Annotated in this window: 25 protein-coding genes; 15 read left to right on the top strand and 10 right to left on the bottom strand. The window is 69.3% G+C overall.

What is annotated here, in order from left to right; all coding sequences use genetic code 11:
- Positions 1–5: 5 nt before the first annotated feature.
- Positions 6–1,148 (bottom strand): fatty acid desaturase family protein, encoded by a 1,143-nt coding sequence (locus KUG43_RS04725; protein WP_216906611.1) that lies wholly within the window; start codon positions 1,146–1,148, stop codon positions 6–8.
- 78 nt (positions 1,149–1,226) lie between these two features.
- On the opposite strand from KUG43_RS04725, the gene KUG43_RS04720 reads away from it, so the two are divergent.
- From KUG43_RS04720 to KUG43_RS04710, 3 genes are all read left to right on the top strand, one after another.
- Positions 1,227–2,093 carry an SWIM zinc finger family protein gene (locus tag KUG43_RS04720; RefSeq protein ID WP_216906609.1) on the top strand — a complete coding sequence of 289 codons (867 nt, stop codon included), beginning with the start codon at positions 1,227–1,229 and terminating at the stop codon, positions 2,091–2,093.
- Positions 2,080–2,565, top strand: coding sequence for an MEKHLA domain-containing protein (locus KUG43_RS04715; RefSeq protein ID WP_216906607.1), 486 nt, complete (start codon positions 2,080–2,082; stop codon positions 2,563–2,565). The genes KUG43_RS04720 and KUG43_RS04715 overlap by 14 nt, the downstream gene beginning before the upstream one ends.
- 173 nt (positions 2,566–2,738) lie before the next feature.
- Positions 2,739–3,158: an Hsp20/alpha crystallin family protein gene (locus KUG43_RS04710; protein ID WP_216906605.1), complete on the top strand. Its 420-nt coding sequence runs from the start codon at positions 2,739–2,741 to the stop codon at positions 3,156–3,158.
- Between the two features lie 5 nt (positions 3,159–3,163).
- On the opposite strand, the gene KUG43_RS04705 is transcribed toward KUG43_RS04710, so the two are convergent.
- The gene (locus KUG43_RS04705) at positions 3,164–3,529 is read right to left on the bottom strand and encodes a PilZ domain-containing protein (RefSeq protein ID WP_216906603.1); all 366 of its coding nucleotides are present in this window, start codon (positions 3,527–3,529) and stop codon (positions 3,164–3,166) included.
- Positions 3,530–3,660: 131 nt separating this feature from the next.
- On the opposite strand from KUG43_RS04705, the gene KUG43_RS04700 reads away from it, so the two are divergent.
- A complete protein-coding gene (locus tag KUG43_RS04700) occupies positions 3,661–5,436 on the top strand; it encodes a diflavin flavoprotein (protein ID WP_286194385.1) in 1,776 nt (591 codons plus the stop codon).
- The gene (locus tag KUG43_RS04695; RefSeq protein WP_216906601.1) at positions 5,436–7,250 is read left to right on the top strand and encodes a diflavin flavoprotein; all 1,815 of its coding nucleotides are present in this window, start codon (positions 5,436–5,438) and stop codon (positions 7,248–7,250) included. Before KUG43_RS04700 ends, KUG43_RS04695 begins: the two co-directional genes overlap by 1 nt.
- A 9-nt stretch (positions 7,251–7,259) precedes the next feature.
- Here KUG43_RS04695 and KUG43_RS04690 read toward each other — a convergent pair whose 3' ends face one another.
- The 4 genes from KUG43_RS04690 to KUG43_RS04675 form a co-directional block, all read right to left on the bottom strand.
- Positions 7,260–7,481, bottom strand: a complete 222-nt coding sequence (locus KUG43_RS04690) for a hypothetical protein (RefSeq protein ID WP_216906599.1) — start codon at positions 7,479–7,481, stop codon at positions 7,260–7,262.
- Positions 7,482–7,576: 95 nt separating this feature from the next.
- On the bottom strand, positions 7,577–10,468 hold the full coding sequence (gene gcvP, locus KUG43_RS04685; RefSeq protein WP_502988578.1) for an aminomethyl-transferring glycine dehydrogenase: 2,892 nt from the start codon (positions 10,466–10,468) through the stop codon (positions 7,577–7,579).
- Between the two features lie 95 nt (positions 10,469–10,563).
- Positions 10,564–10,953 (bottom strand): glycine cleavage system protein GcvH, encoded by a 390-nt coding sequence (gcvH, locus tag KUG43_RS04680; RefSeq protein WP_216906595.1) that lies wholly within the window; start codon positions 10,951–10,953, stop codon positions 10,564–10,566.
- Between the two features lie 27 nt (positions 10,954–10,980).
- Positions 10,981–12,294, bottom strand: coding sequence for a methionine gamma-lyase family protein (locus KUG43_RS04675; RefSeq protein ID WP_286194384.1), 1,314 nt, complete (start codon positions 12,292–12,294; stop codon positions 10,981–10,983).
- Between the two features lie 205 nt (positions 12,295–12,499).
- Here KUG43_RS04675 and KUG43_RS04670 point away from each other — a divergent pair, with 205 nt between their 5' ends.
- Entirely contained in the window at positions 12,500–13,378 is an 879-nt protein-coding gene (locus tag KUG43_RS04670) for an acyl-CoA desaturase (RefSeq protein ID WP_216906790.1), read from the top strand.
- Here KUG43_RS04670 and KUG43_RS04665 read toward each other — a convergent pair whose 3' ends face one another.
- Positions 13,379–14,179 carry a DUF8644 domain-containing protein gene (locus KUG43_RS04665; RefSeq protein ID WP_216906593.1) on the bottom strand — a complete coding sequence of 267 codons (801 nt, stop codon included), beginning with the start codon at positions 14,177–14,179 and terminating at the stop codon, positions 13,379–13,381.
- A 56-nt stretch (positions 14,180–14,235) separates the two neighbouring features.
- On the opposite strand from KUG43_RS04665, the gene KUG43_RS04660 reads away from it, so the two are divergent.
- The 8 genes from KUG43_RS04660 to KUG43_RS04625 all read left to right on the top strand — a co-directional run bounded on the left by KUG43_RS04660 (position 14,236) and on the right by KUG43_RS04625 (position 22,228).
- Complete coding sequence (locus KUG43_RS04660) at positions 14,236–15,234, top strand: acyl-CoA desaturase (RefSeq protein ID WP_216906591.1); 999 nt, start codon at positions 14,236–14,238, stop codon at positions 15,232–15,234.
- A gap of 42 nt (positions 15,235–15,276) precedes the next feature.
- A complete protein-coding gene (rplI, locus tag KUG43_RS04655) occupies positions 15,277–15,738 on the top strand; it encodes a 50S ribosomal protein L9 (RefSeq protein ID WP_216906589.1) in 462 nt (153 codons plus the stop codon).
- A gap of 118 nt (positions 15,739–15,856) precedes the next feature.
- Positions 15,857–17,266 (top strand): replicative DNA helicase, encoded by a 1,410-nt coding sequence (dnaB, locus tag KUG43_RS04650; RefSeq protein ID WP_216906587.1) that lies wholly within the window; start codon positions 15,857–15,859, stop codon positions 17,264–17,266.
- 97 nt (positions 17,267–17,363) lie between these two features.
- Positions 17,364–18,101 (top strand): sterol desaturase family protein, encoded by a 738-nt coding sequence (locus tag KUG43_RS04645; RefSeq protein WP_216906585.1) that lies wholly within the window; start codon positions 17,364–17,366, stop codon positions 18,099–18,101.
- A 51-nt stretch (positions 18,102–18,152) separates the two neighbouring features.
- Positions 18,153–20,102 carry a tRNA uridine-5-carboxymethylaminomethyl(34) synthesis enzyme MnmG gene (mnmG, locus tag KUG43_RS04640; protein ID WP_216906583.1) on the top strand — a complete coding sequence of 650 codons (1,950 nt, stop codon included), beginning with the start codon at positions 18,153–18,155 and terminating at the stop codon, positions 20,100–20,102.
- 25 nt (positions 20,103–20,127) lie between these two features.
- Positions 20,128–20,985, top strand: a complete 858-nt coding sequence (locus tag KUG43_RS04635) for a hypothetical protein (RefSeq protein ID WP_216906581.1) — start codon at positions 20,128–20,130, stop codon at positions 20,983–20,985.
- A gap of 34 nt (positions 20,986–21,019) precedes the next feature.
- On the top strand, positions 21,020–21,601 hold the full coding sequence (locus KUG43_RS04630; RefSeq protein WP_216906579.1) for a chorismate lyase: 582 nt from the start codon (positions 21,020–21,022) through the stop codon (positions 21,599–21,601).
- A 108-nt stretch (positions 21,602–21,709) separates the two neighbouring features.
- The gene (locus KUG43_RS04625) at positions 21,710–22,228 is read left to right on the top strand and encodes a hypothetical protein (RefSeq protein WP_216906577.1); all 519 of its coding nucleotides are present in this window, start codon (positions 21,710–21,712) and stop codon (positions 22,226–22,228) included.
- On the opposite strand, the gene KUG43_RS04620 is transcribed toward KUG43_RS04625, so the two are convergent.
- The 3 genes from KUG43_RS04620 to KUG43_RS04610 all read right to left on the bottom strand — a co-directional run bounded on the left by KUG43_RS04620 (position 22,149) and on the right by KUG43_RS04610 (position 24,038).
- Positions 22,149–22,670 (bottom strand): DUF1269 domain-containing protein, encoded by a 522-nt coding sequence (locus tag KUG43_RS04620; protein WP_216906575.1) that lies wholly within the window; start codon positions 22,668–22,670, stop codon positions 22,149–22,151. The genes KUG43_RS04625 and KUG43_RS04620 overlap by 80 nt on opposite strands.
- A 67-nt stretch (positions 22,671–22,737) precedes the next feature.
- Positions 22,738–23,382, bottom strand: coding sequence for a hypothetical protein (locus KUG43_RS04615; protein ID WP_286194383.1), 645 nt, complete (start codon positions 23,380–23,382; stop codon positions 22,738–22,740).
- A 128-nt stretch (positions 23,383–23,510) separates the two neighbouring features.
- Positions 23,511–24,038 (bottom strand): SprT family zinc-dependent metalloprotease, encoded by a 528-nt coding sequence (locus KUG43_RS04610; RefSeq protein WP_216906573.1) that lies wholly within the window; start codon positions 24,036–24,038, stop codon positions 23,511–23,513.
- 61 nt (positions 24,039–24,099) lie between these two features.
- Between KUG43_RS04610 and KUG43_RS04605 the strand changes: the two genes are divergently transcribed.
- Positions 24,100–24,522 (top strand): hypothetical protein, encoded by a 423-nt coding sequence (locus KUG43_RS04605; protein ID WP_216906571.1) that lies wholly within the window; start codon positions 24,100–24,102, stop codon positions 24,520–24,522.
- The last annotated feature ends 1 nt before the right edge of the window (position 24,523 follow it).

Genomic DNA, 24,523 nt, shown 5'->3' with positions numbered 1-24,523 from the left:
CCGGATCAGCGGCTGACCAGGGCAGCGACGTCAGGCTCCCCCAACACCGGCAGAAGCACCGGCAGGGCCAGGGGGGTGGCGGCGGCAGGCGTCTGACCCATGCGGCGAAGCCAGCGGTAGTGGGAGACCACACCGGCGAGGAAGGAACGGTGGCTGCGGAAGGGCACACCGCAGTCGCGGCAGGTCTGCTCGACGATGGCGGAGAGCTGGGGGTAGTGGACGTGGCAGATGCGGGGGAACAGGTGGTGCTCCACCTGGAAGTTCAAGCCCCCCAGCAGCCAGCTCAGCAGGCCGTTGGAGCGGCTGAAATCCACTGTGGTGGCGAGTTGGTGGTCGGCCCAGGGGCCCATGCCGGAATCAGTAGCAGCCACGCCAGGGAAGTCGGCCTCCTCCACGCAGTGGGCCAGCTGGAACACCACACTCAGGACGATCCCCTGCACCATCGCCGTCACCACGTAGCAGCCGATCACCGCTGCGATGGAATGGCGCTGCAGGGGCAGCGCAAAGGCCAGGGAAAAGAAGATCACCTTGCCGCCCACGACCAGCAGCCAGTCGGCCAGCGAGAGCGGGGGCAGGGAATGGTCACCGCGGCCCCGACTGGCCAGGTCAGCGAAGTCGTCGAAGAACTGCCACTTGATCGGCAGCATTCCGTAGAGGGGCCAAAGGTAGAGGTGCTGCCAGCGGTGCCACCAGCGGTGGGGCTGGTGGGGCGAGAGACGCCCGATCAAGCCGAGGTTGATGTCGTCGTCGTGGCCGGAGATGTTGGTGAAGGTGTGGTGCAGACCGTTGTGCTTGTGGGCCCAGATCAGGGAACTGCCGCCCAGCAGGTCGAGCGTCATGGCGGCGGCCTTGTTGATCCAGCGGTGGCGCGAGTAGGCGCCGTGGCCACCGTCGTGCTGAATGTTGAAGCCGATGGCGGCGATCGCCAGGCCGAGAAAGGCCGAGAGGGCCACAGCCACCGGCCAGCTGCTGGCCTGGAAGACGAGCAACCCGTAGGTGAGCACGAACCAGCCCAGGATCAGGGCCGATTTGACCACCATGGCCCGGGAGTCACGCCGGTCCTGGCCCGTGCTCTCGAAATGCTCGTGAACCCTTGCCCTCAGAAGACTGTGAAAACCGTTGCCGGCCCCGAACATGATGCGATTCAAGGACTCCACGCCCTGCGTCGGGACAACCTAGGCCAGTGGGTCCGGTAGGCGTCAGGATGGGGCCCTGAGGCCGGCGGCATGACCAGCTCCTTCCCCGGCGCCAATGGCGCCATCACCACCCAGCTGGGCCAGCAGGGTCTGGGGCAGCAGCCCTGGTGGGTGGAGCAGTGGATGGAGCTGATCCACTCCTACCGGTTCAAGAAACGCCTGGAGCGCGCCTGGACCTACGCCCGGGAGGGCAATGTCGTCTCGATCCGCTTCGAGGGACGCCGGGTCCATGCCCGGGTGCAGGGCACCGACCCCGATCCCTACAAGGTGAAGCTCTGGCTCGACGTGCTCAACGACGAGGACTGGGGCTATGTGCTGGAAGCCCTGAGCCAGAAAGCCCGCTGGTCGGCCCAGCTGCTGGCGGGGATCATGCCGGCCGACATCGAGCGGGCCTTCGCCGCCAGTGGCAAGCGGCTGTTCCCCTTCAAGCTCCAGGAGGTGCGCAGCGAGTGCAGCTGCCCCGACAAGGCCAATCCCTGCAAGCACATCAGCGCCGTCTATTACCTGATGGGGGATCGCTTCAGCGAGGACCCCTTCGTGCTGTTCCAGCTGCGGGGCCGCACCCGCAGCCAGCTGCTGGGCGATCTGGCCAAACGCCGCCGGGAAGGGGTGGTGGCGCCCGTGGAGCATGCGCCCCATCCAATCCACCCCGCCATTGCCGATCCGGCCCGTTGGTGGCGCTACGACGCCCCCCTCGATCCCGATCTGGTGGTGATCACGCCGGCCATGGAAGGGGAATCGGGCCTTGATGGGGCCGGCCCCCTGCCCCTGGCCGAGGAACCCCGCTTCCCGGAGGCCAACCAGCTCTTCCTGGACACGCTCAAGGCCCACGGAACCGGGATGGCCCAGCAGGCCATGGCCCGGGCGATGGCCACTGGGGCGGATGCCGAGGCCTGAGCCGCCCCCCTGGCTAAGCGAAGCCGCCATCACCACCGCCGGGCGCCTCCTGGCTGGTCACCGGCAGGCCTTCGATCGGCCGCTGCTGGCCGGCGTGGAGAACGGCCGCTCACCGCTGCAGGCGGCCCAGGAACTGTTCGTGGCCGCCACGATCGTGCTGGCCCATGACGGCGGCGCCGATCCGCAGCTGATCTATGCCAACCGCGCCGCGCTGATGCTGTGGTGCCGCCCCTGGAGCGCCATGGTGGGCTTGCCGTCCCGGCTCACAGCCGAGCCGGCCGAACGCCACAGCAGGGCCCTCGCCCTGGAGCAGGCGCGCCGCTGCGTGGCCCTGGAGGGCTACGCCGGCATCCGCATCGACAGCGGTGGCCGCCGGTTCCGCATCGAAAAGGCCCGGCTGTGGACCCTGCGGGATGGCGGCGGCCAGCCCTGCGGCCAGGCGGCTGCCTTCGCCACCTGGTGGTGGCTGTAGCCGCCCCGCTCCGGTTCTCCACCCCCGCTGGCGAAGAGGCCGAACCCGGTTGGGGGGACCGAACCCGGAGCGTCGGTTCTCCTCCTCGAAGCCTGAGGGCAAGGCGGGCACATTGAAGCAGCGGTTGGTCCTTCACCCGGCCCTTCCCGTGACTCGTATCGGAAACCACAACCATGCGTACCCTTCATTCGTCCCCTTTCGATCTTTTCGACCGGCTGGAGCAACAGCTGCAGACAGCCGAACGGGTTCCTGCCGCCGAGATTCATGAATCCGAAGCGATGTACACGATCGCTCTGGAACTCCCCGGCGTCGACCGCTCCTCCATTGATGTGAAGGCCACGGACCGTTCCTTGATCATCACCGCCGAGCGACGTTCCCTCCAGCCGGTGGAGGACAGCAACACCGAAACCGCAGGCAACCGCCGCGCACCCCTGCTGAGCGAATTCCGCTACGGCACATGGAGCCGCAGCTTCCGCTTCCCTGGCGGCATTCAACGGGACGCCCTCGAAGCCCACTACCGCGATGGCCTGCTCACCGTGACGGCACCGAAAGCACAGTCACTGACCTCCGTCAGTGTGAAGCTGGCCGACTGAGGGCATCAGGCCTCGATGCGGTGGGCGGAATCAAGGGAGAGACCGATCACAGAGATGTAGCTGGTGGCTTCGATCCAGCGCACGGTGCCTCTCAGGTGGTAGGTCTCTCCCTCCCCGTCACCCACCACAACACTGCAGTGCTGGCCAACGGCGAGATCATGACCGGCCTCGATGGCAATTTTCATTCCATCCGCACTCATGTCGAGGACCTCACCGAGCACCCCCTCGGAGGCGTTGATCGACTCCTGGTGAAGGCGGGCCGTGGCCAGGCCCGTCGGCGGCTTGAAACGGTCCGACCGCGAGGCTTCCAGAAGACGCTCTTCCAGGCGGCGGAACGCGTTCCGAAACCGCTCCAAGTCGTCAGTGACCACCAATCGGCTCGTCTTCGGAATGTTCAAGCCCATTGTCCACCGTCCCGCAAGGTTCCTGCGAGGTTGCCTTGCAGACCGAAAGGGACATCACCCTGCCTACAGTCGTGAGCCTGCGGAAGGAGTCTGACCCCATGAGCAGCAGCACCGCCACCGCCCCGGCCTCGATGGCGACCGCGGCCGGTCGCCTCAGCCTTCAGTGCGAGCCGATCGCCGCTGACACCACCGCGATCCGCTCCCTCGACTGGGACCGCAGCCGTTTCGACATCGAATTCGGCCTGCGCAACGGCACCACCTACAACGCCTTCCTGGTGCGCGGCGAGCGCACGGCCCTGGTCGACACCAGCCACGCCAAGTTCCGCGACACCTGGATCCCCCTGCTGGAAGGTCTGATCGAGCCCACGGCGATCGATCACCTGATCGTCTCCCACACCGAACCGGACCATTCCGGCCTGATCGGGGATCTGATCGATCGCCACCCGGACATCGAGATCGTCGGCTCCAAGGTGGCGATCCAGTTCCTGCAGGACCAGGTGCATCGCCCCTTCCGCAGCCGGGCCGTCAAAAGCGGCGATGAGCTGGATCTGGGCGTGCACCCAGCCAGTGGCGTGGCCCACCGCTTCAGCTTCCTCAGCGCCCCCAACCTGCACTGGCCCGACACGATCTTCTCGTTCGACCACGGCACCGGCATCCTCTACACCTGCGACGCCTTCGGCCTCCACTACTGCTCCGACGACCTGTTCGATGTCGACCCGGGGGCGATAGCCCCGGATTTCCGCTTCTACTACGACTGCCTGATGGCCCCCAACGCCCGCAGCGTGCTGCAGGCGCTCAAGCGGATGGAGGGGCTGCCGGAGATCAGCACGATCGCCGTGGGCCATGGCCCCCTGCTGCGGGACCACCTGCCCCTCTGGGTGGGTGACTACCGCGACTGGAGCGGCCAGCGCAGCGCCGGGGAGGCCTACGCCGCCGTCTGTTACCTGAGCCAGTACGGCTTCTGCGACCGGCTCAGCCAGGCCATCGCCCGTGGCGTCGGCAAGGCCTCCGGCCAGGTGCAGCTCGTCGACCTGCGCGCCACCGACGCCCAGGAACTCGCCGCCCTGATCGGTGAGGCCAGCGCCGTGGTGGTTCCCACCTGGCCCGCCTCCCCCGATCCCGACCTCCAGACGGCCATCGGCACCCTGCTGGCAGCCCTCCATCCCAAGCAGTGGGTGGGCTGCTATGACGCCTTCGGCGGCAACGACGAACCGATTGACACCCTGGCCGGCCAGCTGCGCAACCTGGGGCAGAAATGGGCCTTCGAGCCCCTGCGCATCCGCCAGGTTCCCGGCGGCGCCGACTACCAGCGCTGCGAGGAGGCCGGCACCGACCTGGGCCAGCTGCTCACCAAGGCCAAGACCATCGCAGCGATGAAGTCCATCGATGGGGATCTGGACAAGGCCCTGGGGCGCCTCAGCGGCGGCCTCTACATCGTCACGGCTCGCCAGGACGACGAGGCCGGCAGCCGCAGCAGCGCCATGGTGGCCAGCTGGGTGAGCCAGGCGAGTTTCGACCCTCCGGGGCTCACGGTGGCCGTCGCCAAGGACCGGGCCATCGAAGCCCTGATGCAGGTGGACGATCGCTTCGTGCTCAACGTGCTGCGGGAGGACAACCACCAGCCGCTGCTGCGCCATTTCCTGCGCCGTTTCCCACCGGGGGCCGACCGCTTCGCCGGGGTGTCCATCCTCGAGGGCGTGGCCGCCGGCGGCCCTGTGCTGGGGGATGCCCTGGCCTACCTGGGCTGCCGTGTGACCCAGCGCATGGAAGGCCCTGACCACTGGATCATCTACGCGGTGGTGGAAGAGGGCAATGTGGCTGACACCACAGCCGCCACGGCCGTGCATCACCGCAAAGTGGGCAACCACTACTGATGACCACCTCCCCATCCGCGTCCGATCGGCGCGTCATCACCCTGCCGGTCGAACCCGGCCTGCTCTGCCTGCGCGGCCTCAGCCCGCGCCGCCTGCGTTTCGAAGTCGAGTACGGCCTCGAGCGGGGCACCACCGCCAACAGCTTCCTCTTCCAGCAGGACGCCTCCGGCGGCGCCCCGGTGCTGGTCCATCCACCGGGGGCCTCCTTCGCCACCCCCTTCCTGGAGCAGCTGGCCCTGCTGGTGCCGGCCGACGCGCCCCTCAAGGTGGTGGTGGGACACGTCAACCCCAACCGGGTCGCCCTGCTGAAGCAGCTGGCGACGGGCTGGCCGGAAACGGTGCTGGTGGCCTCCAATCCCGGCGCCCAGGTACTCGCCGAACTCTGGGAGCAGCAGCGGCCCGGCCAGGCCAGTGAAGCCACCCCAGCCGACCCGGTGCCCCTGCCGACGATCGAGGTGGTCAAGCAGGAGACCAGCCGCACCCTCGCTGACGGCCATGTCCTCACCCTGCTTCCCACCCCCACCCCCCGCTGGCCCGGCGGCCTGATCGCCTTCGAGTCCACCACTGGGCTGCTGATGAGCGGCAAGTTCTTCGCCGCCCACCTCTGCACCGAGGACTTCGCCGAGGCGAACCGCACCAGCACCGAGGAGGACCGCCGCTATTACTTCGACTGCCTGATGGCGCCGATGGCCCGCCAGGTGGAGACGGTCGTCGACCGGCTCGACGAACTGCCGATCCGCACGATCGCCCCGGGCCACGGCCCGGCCATCGCCCAGAGCTGGCGCAGCCTGCTGGCCGACTACCGCCGCTGGGGGGAGAGCCAGGAGCGGGCCAGCCTGTCGGTGGCCCTGCTGTATGCGAGCGCTTACGGCAACACCGCCGCCATCGCCGACGCCCTCTCCCAGGGGGTGGCCCGCAGTGGCGTTCGAGTCGAGAGCATCAACTGTGAATTCGCACCCGCCGAGCAGTTGCTGGAGGCGATCCACTCCTGCGACGCCCTGCTGATCGGCTCCCCCACCCTCGGGGGCCATGCGCCGACACCGATCGTCTCGGCCCTCGGCACCGTGCTGGCCGAGGGGGATCGGGCCAAACCGGTGGGGGTGTTCGGCAGCTTCGGCTGGAGCGGTGAGGCCATCGACCTGCTTGAAGGCAAACTTCGCGACGGAGGCTTCCAGTTCGCCTTCGATCCGATCCGGATCAAGTTCAGTCCCGATCTGGCCACCCTGCGCACCCTGGAGGAAACCGGCACCGCCCTGGGCCGTCGCCTGCGGAGCCAGCATCGCCAGGCCCAGCGGCGCAGCACCGGCGGAGGCCTGAGCGAGAGCCGCACCAACCCGGCGATCCAGGCCCTCGGCCGGGTGGTGGGTGCCCTGTGCGTGGTGCTGGCCCGCAAAGGGGATGGGCCTGAGGCCATCGGTGGAGCGATGGTGGCCAGCTGGGTCAGCCAGGCCAGCTTCAGCCCCCCAGGCTTCACCGTGGCCGTGGCCAAGGACCGGGCGATCGAGAGCCTGCTGCACGTGGGTGACGCCTTCACCCTCAACGTGCTGGCGGCCGGGAAGGAAAGCGGACCGATGAAACAGTTTCTTCAACCCTTCCCCCCGGGGGCCGATCGCCTGGCGGGCCTGGAGCTTGAAGCCACTCCCAGCGGACAACCGCTGCTTCAGGAAGCCCTCGCCTGGTTGGAGGCCCGTGTCAGCCAACGGATGGAATGCGGCGACCACTGGCTGCTCTACGCCGAGGCCCTCAGCGGCGACCTGCTGGATCCGGCCGCCACGACCGCCGTGCACCAGCGCCGCAGCGGCGCCAGCTACTGAGCTGGCGGCCTAGGCCGCGTGGGGCGGCGTGGGCGAGCCGCCGCCCGCCTGGAAGGGCAGCACGAGGGTGGCCCAGTGGTCGGGCCGCTCGGGGCGACTGCGGCGGGCCCGGCGCACCCCGAAGGGCACCCGCACCACGTTGGTGCCATCCACCCGTTGGCTGGCCTCCGGCAGACCGGGCACAAGGGCGCCCGGGCCCGGCTCACCACCTGAGTTGTCGTTGCCGTTCATGAACCCCATGAAAATGAAAGGCTTTTGCCATCGCCGCGAAGGGATGGCACAGCAATGATGCGCCATGGCGGGGGGAAAAGGTACCGGCGGAACACTCAGGCGGCCAGTTCGGGGATTGCCACCTCTTCCACGCTCGGACAGGTGCAGACGAGGTTCCGATCGCCGAAGGCGTTGTCGATGCGGGCGACCGCCGGCCAGAACTTGGCCTGCCGCTGGCTCTCCCCGGCGGGGAAGGCGGCCTCACTGCGGCTGTAGGAGCGATCCCAGTCGTCGGCGGTGACCGCCGCCAGTGTGTGGGGCGCCTGTTTGAGCGGGTTGTCGAGGGGGTCGGCGGCGCCGGTCTCGATCGCCCAGGCCTCGCGGCGGATCCCCTCCATGGCTGCGCAGAAGCGGTCGATCTCCGCCAGCGACTCGCTCTCGGTGGGCTCCACCATCACCGTGCCGGCCACGGGCCAGCTGACGGTGGGGGCATGGAAGCCGTAGTCCATCAGCCGCTTGGCCAGATCGTCCACCTCCAGGCCGCAGCTGCGCTTGAGGGGCCGCAGGTCGAGGATGCACTCGTGTGCCACCCGGCCGCCCCGGCCCCGGTAGAGCACCGGGAAGTGGGGCTCAAGACGCTCGGCGATCAGGTTGGCCGCCAGCAGGGCCACCTGGCTGGCGGTGCGCAGGCCCGAGCCGCCCATCATGCGGATGTACATCCAGCTGATCGGCAGGATGCCGGCACTGCCCAGGGGCGCCGCCGACACCGGGCCGATGGCCTGATCCCCCGCCCCGCTGGCGCTCGCCGCAGCCAGGGGGTGGGAGGGCAGGAAGGGCACCAGGTGGGCCGCCACGCCGATCGGCCCCACCCCGGGACCACCGCCGCCGTGGGGGATGCAGAAGGTCTTGTGGAGGTTGAGGTGGCAGACGTCGGCGCCGTAGAGGCCGGGCTTGCAGAGGCCCACCTGGGCGTTGAGGTTGGCCCCATCCAGATACACCTGGCCGCCATGGTCGTGAACGACCTGGCAGATGCGGCGGATGCCGGTCTCGAACACCCCGTGGGTGGAGGGGTAGGTGACCATCAGGGCCGCCAGGTCGGCGGCGTGGGCGACGGCCTTGGCCTCCAGGTCGGCGATGTCGATGTTGCCCTGGGCGTCGCAGGCCACCGCCACCACCCGCATCCCGGCCATCACGGCGCTGGCCGGATTGGTGCCGTGGGCGCTGGTGGGGATCAGGCACACCTGGCGATGGCCCTCGCCCCGGCTGCGGTGCCAGGCCCGGATCACCATCAGACCGGCGTACTCCCCCTGGGAGCCGGCGTTCGGCTGCAGGGACACCCCGGCAAAACCGGTGATCGCCCCCAGCCAGGCCTCCAGATCGGCCACCAGGGCTGCGTAGCCGGCGGTCTGGTCGGCGGGGGCGAAGGGATGGATCTGGCCGAAGGCCGGCCAGCTCACCGGCGCCAGTTCGGCGGCGGCATTCAGCTTCATGGTGCAGCTGCCCAGGGGGATCATCCCGTGGACCAGCGACAGGTCCTTGCTCACCAGGCGCTGGATGTAGCGCAGCAGTTCGGTCTCGCTGCGATAGCGGTGGAACACCTCCTGACGCAGCCAGGGGCGCTGGCGCAGGGGCACGCCATCGAGCAGCTCCGCCAGGGGCCGGGCCTCGAAGGTGGAAAGGCCGGCCCGCAGGGCCGCCTGGGCCGCAGCAGCAGCGGTGGCCTCCGGCGCCAGGGCGCCCACCAGGGCGGCCAGCTCCTCGGCCGTGGAGAGTTCATCGAGGCAGATGGCCAGGGCGTCCTGGCCGTCGTCGCCGCGGACGCCGCAGCGGAGGTTGAAGCCGGCGGCCACGGCCCGCTGGCGCAGGGCGGGGGCTGCAGCGGTGCGCACCACCACGGTGTCGAAGCCGGCGCCCGGATCGGCCGGCAGGCCCAGGGCGTCCAGGGCCAGCACCAGGCCCTGGCGCAGGACGAGAAGGCGACGGGCGATGGCCTCGAGGCCATCGGGGCCGTGGTGGACCGCATAGAAACTCGCCATCACCGCGAGCAGCACCTGGGCGGTGCAGATGTTGCTGGTGGCCTTGTCGCGACGGATGTGCTGCTCCCGCGTCTGGAGGGCCAGCCGCAGCGCCGGGTTCCCCTCCGCATCCTTCGACTGGCCCACCAAACGGCCTGGGATCTGGCGCTTGAAGTCCTCCCGGGTGGCGAAGAAGGCGGCGTGGGGCCCGCCGAACCCCATCGGCACCCCATAGCGCTGCAGGCTGCCGACGGCGATGTCGGCGCCCAGCTCACCCACCGGGGCCAGCAGGGCCTGGGCCAGGGGATCCACGGCCACCGTGCTGATCACGGCGCCGGAGCGGGCCGCCGCCAGCAGCGGAGCGGGATCCCAGAGCCGGCCCTCGACGCCGGGCAGCTGCAGCAGCAGGCCGAAGACGTCCTCGCCCAGCGCCGGATCGGCAGCGGCGCTGAGGGCCTCGGCCTCGAACGTCTCGATCACGATCCCCAGGGGCTCGGCCCGGGTGTGGAGCACGGCGAGGGTCTGGGGCAGGACGGCCCGGTCGACCAGGAAGCGGCGGGCGCCGCGGCGCGTCGTGACCGCCGCCGCCATCGCCATCGCCTCGGCGGCGGCGGTGGCCTCATCCAGCAGGGAGGCGTTGGCGATCGGCAGCCCCGTCAGCTCGCTGACCAGGGTCTGAAAGTTGAGCAGGGCCTCCAGCCGCCCCTGGGCGATCTCCGCCTGGTAAGGGGTGTAGGCGGTGTACCAGCAGGGGTTTTCCAGCACATGGCGCTGGATCAGGGCCGGCGTCGCCGTGCCGTGGTAGCCGAGGCCGATGAGGCTGCGCAGCACCTGGTTGCGGGAGGCGAGCGCCCCCAGCTCCTTGAGGGCCTGGGCCTCCGGGCAGGGGAGCGGCAGGCCGACCGCAGCCTCCTCCGCCGTCAGCAGGATGTCGGCGGGAACGACCTCGGCCGCCAGCTGATCGAGGGAACCGAGGCCGAGCTCCGCCAGCATCCGTTGCTGATCCTCGGAATCCGGACCCAGATGCCGGACCAGGAAGGAGGCGGACACGGGCGTTCGGGCTGGAGGTGGCGGGATCCTAAGGACAATCAGCCCGCCTGCACCTTGGCCCCGTAGGTGGCGGCATCCATCAGCTCGTCGAGCTCGCCGGGGGCCCCCAGCCGCACCAGCAGCAGCCAGCCCTCCCCGTAGGGATCGTTCTGGAGCTCCTCGGGGCTGGCCAGCACCGCCTCGTTGCGGGCCTCCACCGTGCCGCTCACAGGGGCCATCAGATCCTCCACCGCCTTGACCGATTCGACGCTGCCGAAGCTGGTGCCCCGCGCCAGGGCGGCCCCCACCGCCGGCAGCTCGACGAAGACGATGTCCCCCAGCTGATCGACGGCGAAGGAACTGATCCCGAGCCGCACCAGGTCACCCTCCGGGCGCACGTATTCGTGGCTCTCGGAGTAGCGGCAGTCGTCGGGGAAGGAGTGCGCCAAGGCCGGTGCGATGCGGAGAAGCGGTCTTCAGTCTGACCGAGCGGCGGAGACCGGAGCCTCCCCCGCGTGCCCAACGTCCGCCACTTTCCCCAGGGCGGCCAAGGCGCGCTCCAGGGCCAGGGCCACGTGGCCGTGGTGGGTACCGCCCTGGGCATAGAGCACGAACGGCTCCCGCAGCGGGCCATCGGCGGAGAACTCGCTGGTGCTGCCGTCGATGAACGTGCCGCCCGCCATGACCAGATCACTGGCGTAGCCGGGCATGGGGGCCGGCACCGGATCCAGGTAGGCCCCCACAGGAGACAGCTGCTGGAACGCCCGGCACACGGCGATCAGCCGATCGGGATGGCCGAGCCGCACCGCCTGGATCACGTCGCTGCGTTCGGCACCGGGGGCGGGGTTCACCGGATAGCCAAGGCCGCTGAACACCTCAGCCACCAAGTCAGCGCCGATCAGGGCCTCGGACACCATCTGGGGGGCCAGGAACAATCCCTGGAACAGCAGCCGGTACTGATCGAACCCCGTGCCCCCCTCGCTGCCGATGCCCGGGGCGGTGAGGCGGCAGCAGGCCATCTCCACCAGCTCCCGGCAGCCGGCCACGTAGCCCCCCGTTGGCGCGATGGTGCCGCCGAGGTTCTTGATCAGGGATCCGGCGATCAGGTCGGCCCCCACGGCGGTGGGTTCCTGCTCCTGCACCAGCTCGCCGTAGCAGTTGTCGACGAAGCAGACGCAGTCGGGCTGAAGCGCCTTGACCCGTTCACAGAGGCGCCCGATGCTGGCCACCGACAGGGAGGGGCGCCAGCTGTAGCCACAGCTGCGCTGGATCAGCACCATCCGCGTCTGGGGGGCGAGCGCGTCCTCCAGGGCCGCTTCGTCCACCCGGCCGTCGGCGGTGAGGGCCAGCTCGTCGTAGCGGATGCCGAACTCGGCCAGGGACCCCTGGCCCTGCCCCCGCAGGCCGATCACTTCCTCGAGGGTGTCGTAGGGGCGGCCAGTGAGCGCCAGCAGCCGGTCCCCCGGCCGCAGCACCCCGAACAGGGCGGCGGTGATGGCATGGGTGCCGCTGACGAACTGCAGCCGTACAGCGGCGGCTTCGGCCTGCAGCACCCGCGCGAAGACCCGGTCCAGCACCTCCCGGCCCAGGTCGCCGTGGCCATAGCCGCTGACCGAGGCGAAGTGGTGCACCCCCAGGCGTTCGGCGGCGAAGGCCTCCAGCACCCGGCCCAACCGGGGCCGCACGGCGGCCGTGCGGCGGGCCGCCACCGGGGCGAGCCGTTCGAGGGCGGCGGCCACCGTGTCGGCAGGGCTGGAGCCGTCGCGCAGACCTGGAAGAACGTCCCCCAAGGGCTGACAATCGGCGGGGTCCACTCTGCCATCGCTGCCGTGGGCCAGGATGGGGGCCGGACTCTCAGCCCACAGCCCCCTTCCACCGGAGAAACGTTTGGTCGCACGATCCGAAGCCTTCCGATCAGGCCAGAGCGCCGAAACCGTGCGCGTCCCCCGGCAGGAATCCAGCCACTCGCGCAAGAAAGCCCAACTGCTGGCGGCCATGGAAGGGCCGAGGCCGCCCCTGCCAGCGACCCAGCGCAAATTCAAGAGCGGCACCACCGGCTTCATGCTGGCCATCCATGTAGGGGCGGTCTTCGCCCTGCTGCCGCGCTTCTGGAGCCTGCAGGGGGTGATCGTGCTGGCAGTTTTGTACTGGGCCACGGTGCTGGGGGTGACCCTGGGGTTGCACCGACTGGTGGCGCACCGGGGCTTCGAAGCCCCCCGCTGGGTGGAGCGGCTGCTGGTGCTGATGGGCACCCTGGCCTGCCAGAGCGGCCCGATCGAATGGGTGGGCCTGCACCGCCACCACCACCTCTTCTCCGACCAGCCCAACGATCACCACGACGCGGCCCGGGGTCTCTGGTGGGCCCACAGCGAGTGGATGCTGCACAAGATCCCAGCCCTCACCGAGATCCATCGCTTCACCGGCGACATGGAGAAGGATCCCTTCTACCGCTGGCTGGATCGCTGGTTTTTGCTGCTGCAACTGCCCCTGGGGGCCGCCCTCTACTGGTACGGCAACTGGGCGAACATTCCTGGAGGCGGCCTGGGGCTGGTGCTCTGGGGCATCCCCCTGCGCCTGGTGCTGGTGTATCACGTCACCTGGCTGGTGAACTCCGCCACCCACGCCTTCGGCTACCGCAACTTCGACTGCCCCGACCGCTCCCGCAACTGCTGGTGGGTGGCCCTGCTGACCTTCGGTGAGGGCTGGCACAACAACCACCACGCCTACCCCCACTCGGCTCGCCACGGGCTGCGCTGGTTCGAGTTCGACATCACCTGGCAGCACATCCGCGCCCTGCGGGCCCTGGGCCTGGCCAGACGCGTCCGCATCGCCCCCGTGTTCGGCCACCGCGGCGACGCTCCCGCCAGCGCCTGATCAGAGCTCCGCAGGGATCGCCGCCCCGATCTCCCTGCGGATGGCGGCCGCCAGATCGTCCGGGGCCTGCTCGGCGCCTTCCCCCTGCAGCCGCAGGGCCCGCTGCCGCAGCAGCTCCAGAAAACGGTCTGGGCCGAGCTCTTCCTCCCCCGCCGCCCCCAGGGCCGCCAGGGTGCGGCGCAGCTCCGGCAGCTCGGCGTCGAGTTCCACCGCCGTGTAGTCGCGCTGCCCGGCGATCACCTCGGCGAACCGTTCCCGGCGCTGGCGCTTGGCCACCGGATAGGCCGCCATCAGCCGGTCGCGGCAGTGGCGCCAGGGCCGGCCGGCGGTGAGCAGCTGGGCCAGGGCGGCGCTGAGTCCACCGGCCTCGGCGTCGGCGATGCGCAGGTCGAAACTGGCCGGCGGCTGGGAGAGGCCCACGAACACCTCAAGCAGGGCCCCGGGCCCCAGCACCCGCTGGTGCTCATCGCGCACCGGCAGGGCTGAACTGCAGAGGGCTTCGAAGAGCTCGGGGTGGGCCGCCAGCAGCGTGCGCGCAGACTCCGGCTCCAGCCGGCCCCCGGGGGCCTGGGCATCGAGCCAGAGGTTCACGCTCCCCAGGGCCAGGAACACCTCCGGGCCGGGGGAGGCCAGCTTGCCGTTGCGCAGCATCGAGAGCTGGGAGTTGTGCACCCGTCCCAGGTCGAGGGCCTCGGCCAGCATCGGCAGCACCCGGTGCGACCAGCCGTTGCGCTCGTGCCAGACCCGGATCAGATGGGCGAAGGCAATGCGGCCAGATACGAGTTCGTCTCGATACCCCACTCGATCTGGATTCGTATTGCTACCATCTTAATCACTCATCAGGAGCCCGGTCCTTCATGGCCGTCACCCCCCTCTCCCGCCCCAGCATCAAGCCAGGCGCCCCATCCGGCAGCCAAACACGCCACACCCGCCGCCCGGCCAGCATCAACCAGGGGGCCGACGCCCTGGTCCGGGCCAGGGGACTGCACGAGCCTCGCCGTGGCGAACCCCGCGGCGTCTCCCCCAAGGGCAACCGCTGGGGCACGATCGGCTACATGGCCGTGCTCCACATCCTGGCGGTGGTGGCCCTGCTGCCCCGCTTCTGGAGCCCCGGGGCCGTCGCCGCTCTGGTGGTGATGTATTGGGTCACCGCCTGCCTGGGCGTCACGATCGGCTACCACCGCCTGCTCTGTCACCGCTCCTTCCGGGTGCCCCGCTGGCTGGAGCGCTTCTTCGCCACCTGCGGCGCCCTCAGCGCCCAGCACGGCCCGATCGACTGGGTCGGTCTGCACCGCCACCACCACAAGTTTTCCGATACGGACGCTGATCACCACGACAGCAACAAGGGCTTCTGGTGGTCCCACATGGCCTGGATGTTCAACGAAATCCCCGCCATGGGGGCGGTGCCCCGCCTCACCGGCGACCTGGCCGCCGACCCCTACTACCGCTGGCTGAACACGCGTTTCCTGCTGCTTCAGGTGCCCCTGGGCCTGTTGCTGTTCTGGATCGGCTCCGTCACCGGTGCCGGCGGCTGGGCCCTGGTGCTGTGGGGCATCCCCCTGCGCCTGGTGATCGTTTATCACTGCACCTGGCTGGTGAACTCCGCCACCCACATGTGGGGAGAGTCCGTCCACGACAGCGGCGACAAGTCGAAGAACAACCCCTGGGTGGCGGCGCTGACCTTCGGTGAGGGCTGGCACAACAACCACCACGCCTACCCCCATTCCGCCCGCCATGGCTTCGGCCCCCGCCAGTTCGACCTCACCTGGCAGCACATCCGACTGATGCGGGCCCTGGGCCTGGCCACCCGGGTCCGCCTGCCCCGCGCCGCAGCCCCCGCCGGGTCCGTGTCGTAGGCTTGCCGATCGGATTTCAGATGGCTCAGCCGGGGCGTTGTCATGGTCAAGAAGCGTGTGCAGGTGGTCCTGAGCGAGGACATCCTTTCCCTGGGCAAGAACGGGGATCTGGTGGATGTGGCTCCTGGCTACGCCCGTAACTACCTCCTGCCCACCGGCAAGGCCCTGGCCGTCACCGCCGCGGTGCTGCGTCAGGTGGAGCACCGGCGGGCCAAGGAGGCCGAGCGCCAGGCGGCCCTCAAAGCGGAGGCCGTGGCCTTCCGCACCGCCCTTGACACCATCGGTCGCTTCACCGTCAAGAAGCAGACCGGCGGCGATGACGTCCTGTTCGGCACCGTCACCAACGGCGACGTGGCCGAGGCCATTGAGGCGGCCACCAAGAAGGAGGTCGACCGCCGCGTCATCACCGTTCCCGAGATCCACCGCACCGGCTCCTACAAGGTGCAGATCAAGCTGCACCCCGAGGTCGTCGCCGACGTCAACCTGGAAGTGGTCAGCTACTGATCAGCCAGCAGCGAACCGATTTTTTCCGCTCCGGACGCCAGAGTGATCTTCCTCAATGGCGCCCGATCCCGACCGATCCGGCCTTCTGTTCCGTGAGTCGCGTTCTGGAGTCCCGTCCATGGTGAGCGTGCCCCTGGCTGGATCCGATCCCCCCAGCCCCGACGGGCCGAAGCCAGCAGCCCGGCGAGCCGAACAGGCTGGTTTTGAGGCCCTGCCCGATTCAGTCCCGCCCCAGAACCTGGAGGCGGAGGAATCGGTCCTCGGCGGCATCCTGCTGGATCCCGATGCCATCGGCCGCATCGCCGACGTGCTGCGTCCCGAGGCGTTCTATCTCGGCGCTCACCGCGAGATCTACCGCACCGCCCTGATGCTGCACAGCCAGGGCAAGCCCACCGACCTCACGGCCATGGCGGCCTGGCTGGCCGACACCGGCCAGCTGGAGAAGGTGGGCGGCAGCGCCCGGCTGGTCGAGTTGGTGGAGCGCACCCTCTCCACCGCCTCCATCGACCAGGTGGCCCGCCTGGTGATGGACAAGCACCTGCGCCGGCAGCTGATTCGCTCCGCCAACGATGTGATCCGCCTGGGCTTCGACCAGAGCATCCCCATGGAGCAGGTGCTCGATGAGGCCGAGCAGAAGATTTTCGCCATCAGCCAGGAGAAGCCCACCTCCGGCCTCACCCCCACCGCCGAGATCCTCACCAGCACCTTCAACGAGATCGAGAGCCGCTCCCTGGGCACCGCCGTCGCCGGCATCCCGGTCAACTTCTACGACCTCGACGCCATCACCCAGGGCCTGCAGCGCAGCGACCTGATCATCGTGGCCGGGCGTCCTGCCATGGGCAAGACCTCGATCGTGCTCAACATCGCCAAGAACGTGGCCCAGCTGCACCAGCTGCCGGTCTGCGTGTTCAGCCTGGAGATGAGCAAGGAACAGCTCACCTACCGCCTGCTCTCGATGGAGGTGGGCATCGAGAGCGGCCGCCTGCGAACCGGCCGCCTGCAGCAGGAGGAGTGGCCCCTGCTCGGCCAGGGTATCAACAGCCTCGGCCAGCTGCCCTTATTCATCGACGACAAGCCCAATTCGGGCGTGCTCGAGATGCGCTCGCTCTGCCGGCGCCTGATGGCCGAAACCGGCAAGGAGCTCGGCCTGATCGTGATCGATTACCTGCAGCTGATGGAGGGCACTACCCCCGACAACCGCGTCCAGGAACTCTCCCGCATCACCCGGGGCCTCAAGGGCATGGCCCGTGAGCTGCACGTGCCCGTGGTCGCCCTCTCCCAGCTCAGCCGGGGCGTGGAGTCGCGCACCAACAAGCGCCCGATGCTCAGCGACCTGCGGGAATCGGGCTCGATCGAGCAGGACGCCGACCTGGTGCTGATGATCTACCGCGATGAGTACTACAACCCCGAAACCGCCGACCGCGGCATCACCGAAGTCATCGTCACCAAGCACCGCAACGGCCCCGTCGGCACCGTCAAGCTGCTGTTTGAGCCTCAGTTCACACGTTTCCGCAATCTTGCTGCATAGGGATACCCGCCGTATCCCGGCAGGGAAAAGCCCCCTAGGGTTGATGGGGGCTGTTCCAGTGGAAAGGTCTGGTGGAGATCATCTAATGGACATATCCGTGCAGCATCATTCCTTCTGGTTTTACGTTTTCGCCTTCTTCGCCATCATTCTGGCGCGCTATCTCGCCATGGCCGGCTTCGCCCACTGGCTTCTCTACCAGCGTCAGGAGGCCCGGGTCTCCGTTTTCAATGACATCCAGCTGTCCATCCTCTCCGCCGCCATCTTCTCCCTGGCCACCGCCCTGGTGATGACGTTGCAGGAGCAGGGTCTGACCCGTCTGCATGGCCAGATCCATTCCGACACCTGGTGGAGCCTGCCGCTCAGTTATGTGGCCGTGCTGGTGCTGCAGGATGCCTATTTCTACGCCACCCACCGGCTGTTCCACCAGCCGAAACTCTTCCCCTTGTTTCACCGGGGCCACCACCGATCACGCCAGCCCACACCCTGGACTTCCTTCGCCTTCGACCCCCTCGAAGCCGTCGTTCAGGCCCTGTTCCTGATCGCCGTTGTGCTGGTGATTCCCCTGCATTTCGCCACCCTGCTGGCTGTGCTCACCACGATGACGGTGTGGGCCGTGGTCAACCACCTGGGCCTGGAGGTGCTGCCGCTGAGCTTTCCCCACCACTGGCTGGGGCGCTGGGTGATCGGCCCCGCCCACCACTCCCTGCACCACCGGCGCCACGGCCATCATTTCGGGCTCTATTTCACCTTCTGGGACCGGGTGTTCGGCACCGAAGATCCCGCCTACGCCGCCTCTCTGCAGCCACCGGCGTCCATGCCGGCTCACCCAGGCTGATCAGGCGCCTCGCCACCCCCACCGGCCCCTGCCACGCCATACATTCAAGGGATGGCCCTGAGCGCAGCCCCCACCGAACGTTTCGACCTGATCGTGGTCGGCGGCGGCCATGCGGGCTGCGAGGCGGCCCTCACCGCCGCCCGGCTCGGGGTGTCCACCGCCCTGTTCACGCTCAACCTCGACCGCATCGCCTGGCAGCCCTGCAACCCGGCCGTGGGCGGTCCGGCCAAGAGCCAGCTGGTGCATGAGGTGGATGCCCTTGGCGGAGTCATTGGCCGGCTGGCCGATGCCACCGCCCTGCAGAAACGGCTGCTCAACGCCAGCCGCGGCCCTGCCGTCTGGGCGCTGCGGGCCCAGACCGACAAGCGCCAGTACGCCCGCCAGATGCTGCAGCTGCTGCAGCACACCCCCAACCTGGCCCTGCGTGAAGCCATGGTGACGGGGCTGGAAGTGGAAGGGGATCCCAACGATCCCGCCGGGGCACGGGTGATCGGCGTGAGCACCTACTTCGGCAGCGTCTATGCCGCCGGCGCCGTGATCCTTACCACCGGCACCTTCCTGGGCGGGCGCATCTGGGTGGGCAACCGTTCGATGGCGGCGGGCCGGGCCGGCGAACAACCGGCCGAAGGCCTCACCGAAGCCCTGGAGGCGCTGGGGTTCCGCACCGACCGGCTCAAGACCGGCACCCCCGCCCGCGTCGACCGGCGCAGCGTGGCCCTCGACCGGCTCGAGGAGCAGCCCAGCGACGCCGCCGATCGCTTCTTCAGCTTCGATCCCATCGCCCGGGTGAGCGGCGAGCAGATGGCCTGCCACATCACCCGCACCACGGCGGCCACCCACCAGCTGATCCGCGACAACCTGCACCTCACCCCCATCTACGGGGGCTTCATCGACAGCAAGGGGCCCCGCTACTGCCCGTCGATCGAGGACAAGATCGTGCGCTTCGCCGACAAGGACAGCCACCAGATCTTCCTGGAACCGGAAGGGCGCGACACGCCCGAGCTGTATGTCCAGGGCTTCTCCACCGGCCTGCCCGAATCCCTGCAGCTGGCCCTGCTGCGCACCCTGCCCGGGCTGGAGACCTGCGTGATGCTGCGCCCCGCCTATGCCGTCGACTACGACATCCTGCCGGCCACCCAGCTGGAGCCGACCCTGGAGACCAAACGGGTGCGGGGCCTGTTCTCGGCCGGTCAGCTCAACGGCACCACCGGCTACGAGGAGGCCGCCGCCCAGGGGCTGGTGGCCGGGTTGAACGCCGCCCGGCTGTTGGGGGGCCAGGACCCTGTGCATTTCCCCCGGGAGGGCAGCTACATCGGCACCCTGGTGGACGACCTGGTGACCCAGGATCTGAAGGAGCCCTATCGGGTGCTGACCAGCCGCAGCGAGTACCGGCTGGTGCTGCGCGGTGACAACGCCGATCGCCGCCTCACCCCCCTCGGCCACCAGCTGGGCCTGATCGATGAACGGCGCTGGCGCCTGTTCGAACAGAAGCAGGCCGGCATGGATGCCGAAAAGCGACGCCTGGAGACGGTGCGGCTCAAGGCCACCGATCCGGCCGCCAGTGCCGTGGCCGCCCTCACCGGCGCCGGCATCAACGGCTCCATCACCCTGGCTGACCTGCTGCGCCGGCCGGGCCTGCACGGCGAGGACCTGGTGCGGCTGGGGCTCTGTGACCCGGATCTGCCGACCGACGTGCGCGATGGCGCCGAGATCGACATCAAGTACAGCGGCTACCTGGCCCGCCAGGAACAGCAGATCGAGCGGGTCCGGCGCCAGCTCGGCCGGGCCATCCCCGCCGGCATCGCCTACGCCGGCATCGGCACCCTCTCGGCGGAGGCCCGCGAGAAGCTGACGGCCATCCAGCCCCGCAGCCTCGGGCAGGCCTCCCGGATTCCCGGCGTCAGTCCCGCCGATGTCAACGCCCTGCTGCTCTGGCTGGAACTGGAGCGGCGCCGGGAGCCACCGGGCCCTCGTCAGACCGCGGAACCATCGTTACAGTGACGCACGCCTTCGCCGAGGACTGCACGTGAGCCCCTCCCCTCGGCGCCCCCTGCGCGGCATCCCCACCTCCCGTGCCTACTGGGAGCTGAAGGCCGAGCAGATGATGAACCGGGTCTTCGACCCCGAGGCCACCATTGATCTCGATGTGGCGGCCCAGGCCGAGCCGCCCCCACCACTGCCGGTGGCCACCCCCATTCGACGGCTGCGGGGCCGCCCGGCCACTGCATCCCCTTCAGCGGCCCCCGCCCCGACCCGGCCCGACCGCCACACCCTGCTGCTGACGGCAATGGGCGGGGTCTGCATGATCAGCGTGGCCAGCTCGGTGCTGTATCTGACCCATTCCAGCCGCATGCAGCAGGCCCTCACCCAGGAGCGCAGCCTGTTGCTGGTGGAACGCTTACGCAGCCTCGGGCCGGCCAATCCGGCCCCACTCGGGGCCGTGGCTGGCACCAACCTGGTCAGCGGCGGGCAGCCCATGCTGCCCCTCTCTGGCGACCAGCTCCCGCCTCCACCGGAAGAACCCTGGATCGAGCAGCTGTCCCAGCTGCCCCAGCAGGAAGGGGCGAGGGCTCCGATCCTGCGGGTGCCGGTGAGCCCGAAACTGGCCGCCGCAGCCCCCCCCGCCAGCGGCGGCGGAACCTACCCCGAGCGCAGCGCCGCCCCGGTCGGTGGGGGCGGCCCCGTGCCGGAGCTGGTCGGTGTCGTGGGCTCCGCGGGACGCCCTGCCTCGGCGATCTTCCAGATGGGGGGAAGTTCCACCAGCGTCAACACCGGAGAAGCGATCGGTGGCAGCGGCTGGCGCCTCCGCTCCGCCGATGGCGATACCGCCCTGATCGAGCGCGGCGGCGAGGTCCGGCGCATCTCGATCAGTAACGGCTACTGACCCGAACAGCGACTGACCCGAGCCCCAGCCCGCCATGACCCCTGACTCCGGCGGCCTGTGGCCCTCTCCCGGCTTTCTGTGGCAGGCCAGCGCCGCCGAACGCCAGGAGCTCCCTGCCGGCCGGGAGCTCACCGGTCCCTGGAAGCTGCTGCTGCTCGGTGACGGCAGCCCGACCCGGCACCTGCAGCTGCTTACGGGCCTTCCGGTGGAGGTCGAACTGATCGCGATGGCCTCCGAACCGGGGGGATCGCCAGGGGCTCCGGCGGAGGTGGCCCAGCTGGCCGAGCCCCTGCTGCGGCGACAGGTATGGCTCACCTGTGGGCCCCAGGCCCTGGGCTGGGCGGAGAGCTGGTGGAACCAGGCCGAGGCGGAGGCCCATCTGCAGGATCGCCGTCTGCCGATCTGGCGCAGCCTCTCGGCCGGACGGGCGGAGCTGTACCGGGAGGTGGATGGTTTCGGCCAGGTGCAGGAACCCTGGCTGAGGGAGCGTTTCGGCTGCGATGGCCCCTTCTGGAGCCGCCACTACCGCTTCTTTCGCCAGGGGAGGGAACTCACCGTGATCAGGGAGGTGTTCTCCCCGGCGCTGGAGCGCTGGCTGGGCCCGGCCGAAACCTGAATTGTTCGTAAAGTCTCATCAATTCGGTAACACCATGTGGCGGTTTCCTGTTGACGAATTGACGCTTCAGGGGTCACGGGCAGGATTCGGTTACTCGATTCCGTCTCCATGTCCGCCCGCCACAGCGCCCAGACCCCGCCGGGAGGCGACTGGCTCACCCTCACCGAATTGGGCCGCCGCTACGGCGTCTCTGCCGTCCACACCGGGAAACTGCTGGTTGCCTCCGGCCTGCGCCGCAGCAGCGGCGAGCCCACCCCCGAAGCCCTGGCGGCCGGCCTGGCCATGCGCCCCCAGCCCGGCCATCACCACTCCAGCCTCTGGCTGCGTCAGGGATGTGCCCCCCACCTGGAACGGCTGGGCCTGGTGCCCCAGGCCCAGCGCACGATGGTGAGCCTCTGGGCGGATCTGCTCAGTGCTCTTCAGAACGGCTCACCGTCGATCAGCATCTCCGCGGAGGAGATGGCCGATGACGTTCCCAGCGACCTGGTGAAGCCGGTCAACAGGGAATTGCGTCAGAGGGGCTGCAGCTTCCGGGTCAACCCGAAGCTCAGGACAACCGCAGTCCCTGGGCCTGCTTGCTCGCCTGCTCGAGCATCTGACGCAGCCGGTCCTCGTCGGTCGTGCTGAGGTTGGTGCGCAGCAGCTTGGCGTGGGGGGCGTGAACCCTCAGGCGCTCGATCAGCCGATCGGGGGTGGCATCACGCAGCAGCAGGCAGAGAGCCGCACTGCCGGGGGGCAGTGTTTCTCCCACCTCGCGCATGAAGCCGTCATTGATACCCAGATCGGACAGGGAGCCTGAAGCGGCCCCCAGACCCGCCCCCACGGCGGCCCCAAGCAGGGGGTTGAGGAACAGCAGGCCCACGAGGGTGCCCCAGAAGCCACCGCCGAGGGCACCCGCTTTGGTGAGGTTGAGCGACTGGTGCAGGCGGACCTTGCCGTCCGGCTCCGCTTCCACCACGACCGCATCCTCCAGGGCGATCAGTTCCTCCTTCTGGATCTCCACCAATTGACGCCGGACCTGGTCCGCTTCCGCCACGGACGGGAACCCAACAACCACCAGGCTGCTCATGGCCGACATGATCTCAATGACGAGGTATTCCTAACCCACTCCGGCCCGAACTGGCGGTGTCCATGGCTCAGGCACGTCGGCGGCTGGAGCGCGGCAGGGGCCGGCCGTCGGCTGGTGGGTTGGCCACAACTTCCGGCGGGGCGGAACGCTCGCCGCCCGGCGGACGTTGCCACCGGGGCAGGGTGAAGCTGGCGTCATCGGGCCAGTCGCCATCATCGGTGCTGGCGGTAGACGTGCTGGGACGGGGTTCAGGAGCCGGCGGCTGGGACGGGGCGGATCCGGACCGGCCGCGGCGCGAAACGGCCTCCAGCCCCTGGCGGCGCGGAGGGCCCGGAGGGGCGGGCTGCTGCTGCGGAGGCGGCGGTACAGGCGTGGTGCGTTCGGACTCCTGCCACGGTTCGCGCCAGTCGTCCCCGTCATCGAGAAGCCAGTCGAGTCGCCCCTCCACCCAGCGGCCGAGCTCGTCCATGCGGGGCCGCAGCGGGGGGCGGCGGTCGGCACTGCGTGGCGCCGGTCGGCCGCCAGGCCGTGAGCCCGCCACCCCCTCGACGAACTGGCGCCCAGCCGTCACCCAGCGGTCGACCCGTTGATCCAGCGGGTCGGTGCCGCCCCTTGGCCGCCGGGACGGTTCTCGCTCACGCGACTCTCGTTCTCGGGGATCACGGTCTCTGGAATCCCGTTCGTGGCCGTAGCCCTGATCCGTCGTAGGCATCAAACCATTTTAACGTCGCCGACCGGAGAGCCAGTGCTCCCGACCCATCCCCACCAGGGCAATGGTGAAGCCGCCCCATTCCAGGGTCCACAGAAACGTTGCCATCGGCCCCAACACCTGCGGCGAACCTAGGCGGTGTTGGGCTCGAACACCAGCAGACAACTCGCATCCCAGCGGCCGCCATGGAGGCGCTCGCAGCAGTGGCGGCAGGCCAGGCCCTGCCGGCGGCGCTGGTAGGGCGTCCGACTGCCGCAACACGGGCAGCAGGCGATCCAGCGGCTGGCAACCACCGGCAAGGGGTAGCGGTGCCGCAGGCTCACCTCAAAACCATCCTGGGCCTGGTTGATCGCCGCCATCCGGGCCCGGAAGTGGGGGCCATGCACCTCCCGCACCACCAGCACCCGATCCACCCAGGCGTGGATCATCTCGTGGCAGAGGGTGCCCAGGGTGGCCTGCCGCGGCAACGGTTCCAGCAGGGGCCGGGAGAGAACGATCTCGCAGAGGTCACGCCCCCGCCGGTAGAAACCGGCGGTGCGGGTGAGGCGGCCGTCGCTCCAGCGCACATCGACCAGCGGCCTGTCGTCGCGGGTGAGCTGGCCGTCGAAGTGTTCGCGATTGAGCCGGTGGAACAGGGGCAGCAGCGGTTCCAGGGGCATCGGCCCATTCTGGTGGGGTCGTCCGTCAGACTCTGCAACGCTGCGAACGGATGGGAACACCATGGACTGGGGACTGGCCCGCGACATCGGCACCAAGCTCCTGCTGGCGGGAGCCGGTGGCTTGCTTCTGTACTGGACCATCTCGGCGGTCCGGCTGGTGCTCAGCGCCCGGGGCATCAATCCGCTGATCAAGCAGTTCTTCACCCAGGTGGCCTCCGGCCAGGTGGACGGGGCCTACCTGCTCACCACCCGCAACTATCGCTCCCACGTCAACCGCCAGCAGTTCATCCGCTTCCTGGCCGGGCTGCAGCTCAACAAGTACCGCAACCTCAAGTCAGGCCGGCCGCGGCTGCAGGAGGGCCAGGTGATCCTGACGGTCAAGCTCAAGACCGACGGCAAGGAGGAACTCCCCCTCGACTTCACCTTCGTGAAGGTGGAGGAGGCCTGGCGGGTGGATCGCATCACCCGGCTGGCGGCCGCCTGAG

It is taken from the genome of Synechococcus sp. CCY 0621 (assembly GCF_019038465.1).
In the GTDB taxonomy this organism is placed as follows: domain Bacteria; phylum Cyanobacteriota; class Cyanobacteriia; order PCC-6307; family Cyanobiaceae; genus Cyanobium.
This window is presented reverse-complemented; position numbering and strand designations above follow the sequence as displayed.

Bases quoted from the DNA above. Each gene is read 5' to 3' on its own strand.
- KUG43_RS04620 (WP_216906575.1), bottom strand. From the start codon at position 22,670: ATGAGCAGCCTGGTGGTTGTTGGGTTCCCGTCCGTGGCGGAAGCGGAC.
- KUG43_RS04715 (WP_216906607.1), top strand. From the start codon at position 2,080: ATGCCGAGGCCTGAGCCGCCCCCCTGGCTAAGCGAAGCCGCCATCACC.
- KUG43_RS04625 (WP_216906577.1), top strand. From the start codon at position 21,710: ATGTCCGCCCGCCACAGCGCCCAGACCCCGCCGGGAGGCGACTGGCTC.
- KUG43_RS04670 (WP_216906790.1), top strand. From the start codon at position 12,500: ATGGAAGGGCCGAGGCCGCCCCTGCCAGCGACCCAGCGCAAATTCAAG.
- rplI (WP_216906589.1), top strand. From the start codon at position 15,277: ATGGTCAAGAAGCGTGTGCAGGTGGTCCTGAGCGAGGACATCCTTTCC.
- KUG43_RS04710 (WP_216906605.1), top strand. From the start codon at position 2,739: ATGCGTACCCTTCATTCGTCCCCTTTCGATCTTTTCGACCGGCTGGAG.
- KUG43_RS04690 (WP_216906599.1), bottom strand. From the start codon at position 7,481: ATGAACGGCAACGACAACTCAGGTGGTGAGCCGGGCCCGGGCGCCCTT.
- KUG43_RS04660 (WP_216906591.1), top strand. From the start codon at position 14,236: ATGGCCGTCACCCCCCTCTCCCGCCCCAGCATCAAGCCAGGCGCCCCA.
- dnaB (WP_216906587.1), top strand. From the start codon at position 15,857: ATGGTGAGCGTGCCCCTGGCTGGATCCGATCCCCCCAGCCCCGACGGG.
- KUG43_RS04605 (WP_216906571.1), top strand. From the start codon at position 24,100: ATGGACTGGGGACTGGCCCGCGACATCGGCACCAAGCTCCTGCTGGCG.
- mnmG (WP_216906583.1), top strand. From the start codon at position 18,153: ATGGCCCTGAGCGCAGCCCCCACCGAACGTTTCGACCTGATCGTGGTC.
- gcvP (WP_502988578.1), bottom strand. From the start codon at position 10,468: ATGCTGGCGGAGCTCGGCCTCGGTTCCCTCGATCAGCTGGCGGCCGAG.
- KUG43_RS04610 (WP_216906573.1), bottom strand. From the start codon at position 24,038: ATGCCCCTGGAACCGCTGCTGCCCCTGTTCCACCGGCTCAATCGCGAA.
- KUG43_RS04630 (WP_216906579.1), top strand. From the start codon at position 21,020: ATGACCCCTGACTCCGGCGGCCTGTGGCCCTCTCCCGGCTTTCTGTGG.
- KUG43_RS04720 (WP_216906609.1), top strand. From the start codon at position 1,227: ATGACCAGCTCCTTCCCCGGCGCCAATGGCGCCATCACCACCCAGCTG.
- KUG43_RS04695 (WP_216906601.1), top strand. From the start codon at position 5,436: ATGACCACCTCCCCATCCGCGTCCGATCGGCGCGTCATCACCCTGCCG.
- KUG43_RS04700 (WP_286194385.1), top strand. From the start codon at position 3,661: ATGAGCAGCAGCACCGCCACCGCCCCGGCCTCGATGGCGACCGCGGCC.
- KUG43_RS04615 (WP_286194383.1), bottom strand. From the start codon at position 23,382: ATGCCTACGACGGATCAGGGCTACGGCCACGAACGGGATTCCAGAGAC.